The 6,664-nt window shown below is 40.8% G+C and carries 6 protein-coding genes; all 6 read left to right on the top strand.

The features are described 5' to 3' along the window. The coding region (locus tag BKK54_RS10375) for a YadA family autotransporter adhesin (RefSeq protein WP_208605823.1) at positions 1–797 on the top strand (797 nt) is incomplete at its 5' end. Positions 798–1,062: 265 nt separating this feature from the next. After that, positions 1,063–2,706: an ABC transporter substrate-binding protein gene (locus BKK54_RS10370; RefSeq protein WP_077543003.1), complete on the top strand. Its 1,644-nt coding sequence runs from the start codon at positions 1,063–1,065 to the stop codon at positions 2,704–2,706. Positions 2,707–2,931: 225 nt separating this feature from the next. Next, entirely contained in the window at positions 2,932–3,702 is a 771-nt protein-coding gene (locus tag BKK54_RS10365) for a HugZ family heme oxygenase (protein ID WP_077543002.1), read from the top strand. A 71-nt stretch (positions 3,703–3,773) separates the two neighbouring features. Beyond that, positions 3,774–4,406: a pyridoxamine 5'-phosphate oxidase gene (pdxH, locus tag BKK54_RS10360; RefSeq protein ID WP_077543001.1), complete on the top strand. Its 633-nt coding sequence runs from the start codon at positions 3,774–3,776 to the stop codon at positions 4,404–4,406. A 75-nt stretch (positions 4,407–4,481) separates the two neighbouring features. Then, positions 4,482–5,279, top strand: a complete 798-nt coding sequence (locus BKK54_RS10355; RefSeq protein ID WP_077543000.1) for a 4Fe-4S cluster-binding domain-containing protein — start codon at positions 4,482–4,484, stop codon at positions 5,277–5,279. A 95-nt stretch (positions 5,280–5,374) separates the two neighbouring features. Next, on the top strand, positions 5,375–6,622 hold the full coding sequence (locus BKK54_RS10350; protein ID WP_077542999.1) for a NupC/NupG family nucleoside CNT transporter: 1,248 nt from the start codon (positions 5,375–5,377) through the stop codon (positions 6,620–6,622). Positions 6,623–6,664 lie beyond the last annotated feature (42 nt).

The following is a 6,664-nucleotide window of genomic DNA, read 5'->3' as shown; positions in this document are numbered from 1 at the left end:
CAACGACAACTAAAGACTTAAACGTCACGAATAATGCCAATATCGAAAAAGATTTAACGGTGAAAGGTGATTCAACCGTTAATGGCGATAGTGTGGTGAAAGGAAATTCGACCATTGAAGGAGATAGTCTCACGAAAGGTAATTCAACAATTGAAGGCAATTTAACTGTTGAAAAAGAACTGAGAGTTGAGGGAAGTAGCATCTTACAAGAGGTCACGATTAATCAGTCTTTAACCCTTGCGGATAATGCTAAAATTGATTTAGGCAATTCAGATGTTGAAGGCAACTTTAATATTTATGGGGATACTGATAAAAAACCACTTAGTCAGGCGTTGGATCAATTGCAGATGACCGGACCACTTGTTTATGTTGATCCTAAAACAAACAAAGATGTTCAGCGTCAAACAGAGGTGGTCAGAGTCAATAGCGGTTCTGATAAGCCTGTTCGGGTAACTAATGTCGCTAATCCTAAGGATTTGAATGATGCTGTTAATTTAGGTTATTTTAACCAAAAACTGTCGTTAAATATGGGTGAAGTACACAGTCGTATTAATCGTGTTGATCGTCGTTTACGTAGTGGTATTGCCTCTGCTGTAGCGATGAGTTTATTGCCACAATCTACTCGTGCTGGGGAAAATATTGTGAGTGTGGGGGGCGGTACTTATCGTGGCGCATCGGCAATCGCAATAGGCTATTCCAAAGTGACTGATAATGGTCGTATGATTATCAAAATTGGTGGTAGCGCGAACAATTCGGGCGATTATGCCGGCGGTGCTGCGGTAGGCTGGAAGTTCTAATGCGCCGGAAAGTGCGGTTAAAATCGGTGAAGTTATTTAGTCATTGTATTTAGACTGCCTTTTAAGTTGAAATAAAGATGGGCGTACTTGGTACGCCCGTCTTTATAAAGGGAGCAATAGCTAAAATATATGAGTCAAAGAGAGCCTTAATAGGGTATGACGGTATTTGGTCGGTTTTTCTATAGGTAAACTCGATCATATATTTGCAACTTTCCATTGAAAACGGTAACTTACCTGAGTTTCACTTAAAAATTGAGGATTCATTATGAAATTAAAAACAACGTTAACACTTGTATCGGCTTCGTTATTTTTAGCAGCTTGTGATCAAGCGGGTTCATCTGATAAAAATACACAAGCGACAAATCATTCCACTTCATCAAATAATACTTTTGTGTATTGTACGGCGAAATCTCCATTAGGATTCAGCCCGGCATTGGTGATGGAGGGAACATCTTACAATGCGAGTTCGCAGCAAGTGTATAACCGTTTGGTGGAGTTTAAAAAAGGTTCGACAGATATTGAGCCGGCATTGGCAGAAAGTTGGACGATCAGCGATGATGGGTTGACTTATACTTTCCATTTACGCAAAGGGGTGAAATTTCATACTACTAAAGAGTTTACGCCAAGCCGTGATTTTAATGCGGATGATGTGATTTTTTCATTCCAACGTCAGTTAGATCCAAATCATCCTTATCATAATGTTTCAAAAGGGACTTATCCTTATTTCAAGGCAATGAAATTTCCTAGCTTGTTAAAATCGGTGGAAAAAGTGGATGATAATACTGTTCGCATTGTTTTGAACAAAAAAGATGCGACTTTCTTAGCAAGTCTTGGTATGGACTTTATTTCTATTTATTCCGCCGAATATGCCGATGCGATGTTAAAAGCAGGTAAACCCGAAACTATTGATAATCGCCCTGTGGGCACCGGTCCATTTGTGTTTGTCGATTATAAAATTGATCAGGCTGCACAATATGTGGCAAATGAACATTATTGGAAAGGGCGTACGCCACTCGATCGTTTAGTGATCAGTATCGTGCCGGATGCCACGACACGTTACGCAAAATTACAGGCCGGTAGCTGTGATTTGATTTTGTTCCCAAATGTGGCGGATTTAGCCAAAATGAAAACTGATCCTAAGGTACAGCTGTTAGAGCAAAAAGGCTTGAATGTGGCATATATTGCATTCAATACGGAGAAAGCGCCGTTTGATAACGTGAAGGTTCGCCAAGCATTGAATTATGCGGTGGATAAAAAAGCCATCATTGATGCCGTGTATCAAGGCGCAGGTACACAGGCGAAAAACCCGTTACCACCAACTATTTGGAGCTATAACGATGAGGTTCAAGATTATCCTTACGATCCTGAAAAAGCCAAACAACTTTTAGCAGAGGCAGGTTATCCAAACGGTTTTGAAACCGATTTTTGGATCCAACCGGTCGTGCGTGCTTCTAACCCGAATCCAAAACGTATGGCTGAGCTTGTGATGGCGGATTGGGCAAAAGTCGGGGTGAAAGCAAATCCGGTGACCTATGAGTGGGCGGATTACCAAAAACGGGCAAAAGCCGGTGAATTAACCGCGGGTATTTTTGGTTGGTCAGGTGATAATGGTGATCCGGATAATTTCTTATCTCCACTATTAGCCGGTGCAAATGCCGGTAACTCCAATTATGCACGCTTCAAAAATCCTGAATTCGATGCCTTGTTGGACAAAGCCCTTGGCTTAACCAATAAAGAAGATCGTGCGATGCTTTATAAACAAGCACAGGTGATCGCTCACGAGCAAGCACCTTGGATTCCGGTGGCACATTCTGTTGGATTTGCTCCGTTAAGCCCACGTGTAAAAGGTTATGTTCAAAGTCCGTTTGGTTATGATGCCTTCTATGGTGTGAGTGTGGATGGGAAATAATTCTTAAATCGTATTAAAATCAATGTGTAAAGTGCGGTTAAAATTGACCGCACTTTTTTTATCCGCAACATCTACCTACTTTCGTTTTTTATTTTACAAATAAGAATAATTATATTTTGCAAATTGACTATAAAATCTTTTTTTCTTCCGTATAATGATAGGGATTATTTCTTTTATTTATAAAGCCGTAAAACGATTGAATCACTCACAGATTAAGGAGTTAAAATGGATTTCAAACGAATTGTTACTCATATGAACGATCATCACCAAGATGATATGATTGCCCTTTGCAAAAAATTTGGTGGAGAAAAAGAGGTGACTGATGTCAAATTGATTAATGTCGATTTTGGCGGTTTAGATTTTGACTATAATGATGGTAAGAAGATACGCATAGAGTTTCCTCAGCCGGTAAATGAAAGCTCAATCAAACAGGCGATAGTTTCACTCTGTTTAGAAAGTAAAGCCACGACAAACTATGACCGAGTTAAAGCAAAAATTGATGAATTTCGTCAAAGTGTGAAAAGCTGCGTATTGGCAACACTTAATGAAGAAGGCGCACCGATAGCCTCTTATGCTCCGATCATTTGCCTTGATGGTAAAAACTATATTTATATTAGTGCCGTTGCAGAACATTATGAAAATCTGAAAAGAAACCCAAATCAGGTTGAAGTCATGTTTTTGGAAGATGAAAGTCAAGCTAAATCGATTATTGTGCGTACTCGCTTGCGTTACAAAGCGACCGCTAGATTCATTCCAAGAGCGGATCCTATCGTAGAAAAAGCCCTTGATAAGTTAGCTGAAACTATGGATGACGTTGGTGGTATTAAAACCATTAGAGATTTTACAGATTTTGATCTGATTGAATTGACATTTGGTTCAGGGCGCTTTGTTCGTGGTTTTGGTCAAGCCTACTCAATTCTCCCAAATGGTGATATTTCACATATTGGTGTTAAAGGTAACCCTCACGAAAGAGCAAGTGCAGTTAATCTTAATTGACGAATGTTCCGGCAAGAACTATCCTAGCCCTAGCATGCCAACTAGGGCTTTTTCTTGCAAAGGAGACAAACATGGATTTACATCATATTCGAGAAGAATACCGTAAGCGAGTACTGTCACAGAAGGATTGCCATGAAAATCCGCTTTCACAATTTGAATTATGGATGAATGAGGCGATAGTCAGTCAAGTCAATGAGCCAACTGCAATGAATGTTGCTACGGTAGGAGAGAACGGAAAACCGAGTAACCGTGTGGTACTACTTAAAGAAGTGAATGATCAAGGGTTCGTTTTTTTCAGTAACTATCACAGTCAAAAAGGTCGAGATATTGCGAATCGTCCTTATGTTGCCCTTACTTTTTTTTGGCCTGAGTTAGAACGTCAAGTGCGGATTGAAGGAAAGGCAGAGAAAATCCCAGATAAGCAATCTGACGAATATTTTGCCAGCCGACCTTACACTAGCCGTATTGGCGCTTGGGCAAGTGAGCAAAGTGCGGTTATTTCCGGTTATCAGTCACTATTGACAAAAGCAGCGCTGGTTGCCGCAAAAAATCCCATTCATGTTCCTCGTCCCCCACATTGGGGGGGTTATATTGTGATGGCAGACTGCATGGAGTTTTGGCAAGGTCGCCCAAGCCGTCTACACGACCGTATTCGTTATCGCCTTAAAAATGATGAATGGATTCGAGAACGTCTTTCACCTTAGCAAGGTTGGAAATTTTTCCGATAACACAAGAAAAACAATTGATAGCCCCGATATCTTATCTAAATAAGGGAAAAAATGACCGCACTTTCTATGCTTGATTCTCTCTATGTCCCACTTCATCGTATTATTCCTTTTTCCAACGTGGAAGGGCAAGGGAATCGCACCAGCATTTTTTTGCAGGGTTGTAAGCTTAATTGTCTGTATTGCCATAATCCTGAAACCATTCCACGCTATGCTGAAGGTGTGCAACAGGTCAGTTTACGCTATCTTTATGAGCAAGTCATGGAGGCTGTTCCTTTTATTCGTGGCGTCACGATTTCAGGCGGTGAACCGACTCTACATCATAAAAAGCTGATTCCTTTATTTAATGCATTTCGTGCGCAAGGGTTGAGTTGCTATTTAGATAGTAGTGGTTTTTTTGATTTTGAGCGTATTCGCCCATTAATTGAGGTGACAGATAAATTTCTGTTTGATTTAAAAGGCGAGGGATTGGGATTACAAACCCTTTGTTTTGACAGGAAAAATCGTGAGGGATGGATTCCAAGTAACGTTTTACCTGAAGCACAATGGATGAAAAACGAAAACCTTACCCGCCATTTATTTAACCTATCAAGGCTTCTCCCTCTCAATAAAGTGGAAGAAGTGCGGTTGGTTTTTGTGAAGGATTTTTTTGATCCCTTTAAATTAATTAATCAAATTGCAACCTATCTTAAACCTTATCCCCGGGTTCCCTTAAAAATTATTCGCATGCATACCCGAGGGGCTCGGGATGAACAAGGGCTATTCTCTCTTGTGCCAAGTCGAGAGGAAATCGACCGGCTTGCCGACTATGCAAAAAAATGTGGCATCGATCACATATTGACGATTTATTAGGTAATTGCTTCTCTTTTTAGGGAAAAAGTTCACACAATTTAATAAAAAAACAGTAGAATGACGCCAATTTTATCTTTAACGATTCTGAGGTGTATATGAGTGTTTTAATGAGCATTCTTGGTATGGTAGTGTTAGTTGCCATTGCGTTTTTATTCTCAAATAATCGCAGAGCGATTAATTGGAGAACGGTATTAGGGGCGTTTGCAATCCAAATTGGATTTGCCGCCCTTATTTTGTATGTGCCGGCAGGCCAAAAGGCATTAGGGGCAACGGCTGATGCAGTGGCAAATGTGATTGCCTACGGTAACGAAGGGATTAACTTTGTCTTTGGCGGACTGGCTGATCCAAGTAATATTGGTTTTATTTTTGCGGTGAAAGTATTACCGATTATTGTGTTTTTCTCCGGTTTGATTTCTGTGCTTTATTATTTAGGCATTATGCAAGTAGTAATCAAAATTATCGGTGGCGCATTGCAAAAAGTACTTGGTACATCAAAAGCAGAATCTATGTCTGCAGCGGCGAATATTTTTGTTGGTCAAACAGAAGCACCATTGGTCGTGAAGCCTTATATCAGCCGTATGACGGAATCTGAATTATTTGCCATTATGGTCGGGGGAACAGCCTCAATCGCAGGTTCTGTTATGGCAGGTTATGCCGGTATGGGCGTCCCGCTCACTTACCTCATTGCCGCCTCTTTTATGGCTGCACCGGCAGGTTTGTTGTTTGCCAAAATTCTTTACCCTCAAACTCAACAATTCACTGATTCCCAACCTGAAGCAGATGATAGCGAAAAACCTTCTAATGTGTTAGAAGCCATGGCGAGTGGGGCAAGTGCGGGTATGCAATTAGCCTTAAACGTAGGGGCAATGTTGATTGCTTTTGTGGCGTTAATTGCGCTTATTAACGGTATTTTAGGCGGTATTGGTGGCTGGTTTGGATATGGTGATTTAACTTTACAATCTATCTTTGGTTGGATCTTTAAACCGCTAGCTTACTTAATTGGTGTATCCTGGGAAGAGTCAGGTATTGCCGGTCAAATGATCGGGATGAAATTAGCGGTAAACGAATTTGTGGGCTACCTTGAATTTGCCAAATATTTACAACCTGATTCCGCAGTGATACTAAGTGAAAAAACCAAAGCGATTATTACCTTTGCACTTTGTGGTTTCGCAAACTTCAGCTCTATTGCAATTTTAATCGGTGGTCTAGGTGGAATGGCGCCAAATCGCCGCAGCGATATCGCTCGTTTAGGTTTAAAAGCGGTTATTGCAGGTACACTGGCCAACTTAATGAGTGCAACCATCGCTGGGCTTTTTATCGGATTGAGTGGCGCAGTACTCTAAAGTGCGGTTAATTTCAATCTATTTTGCATCACGGCTAGCGTG

The sequence above is a fragment of the Rodentibacter genomosp. 1 genome, from assembly GCF_001999285.1.
Classification (GTDB): domain Bacteria; phylum Pseudomonadota; class Gammaproteobacteria; order Enterobacterales; family Pasteurellaceae; genus Rodentibacter.
The sequence above is the reverse complement of the archived record's forward strand: the minus strand, read 5'-3'. Positions and strand labels throughout refer to the sequence as shown.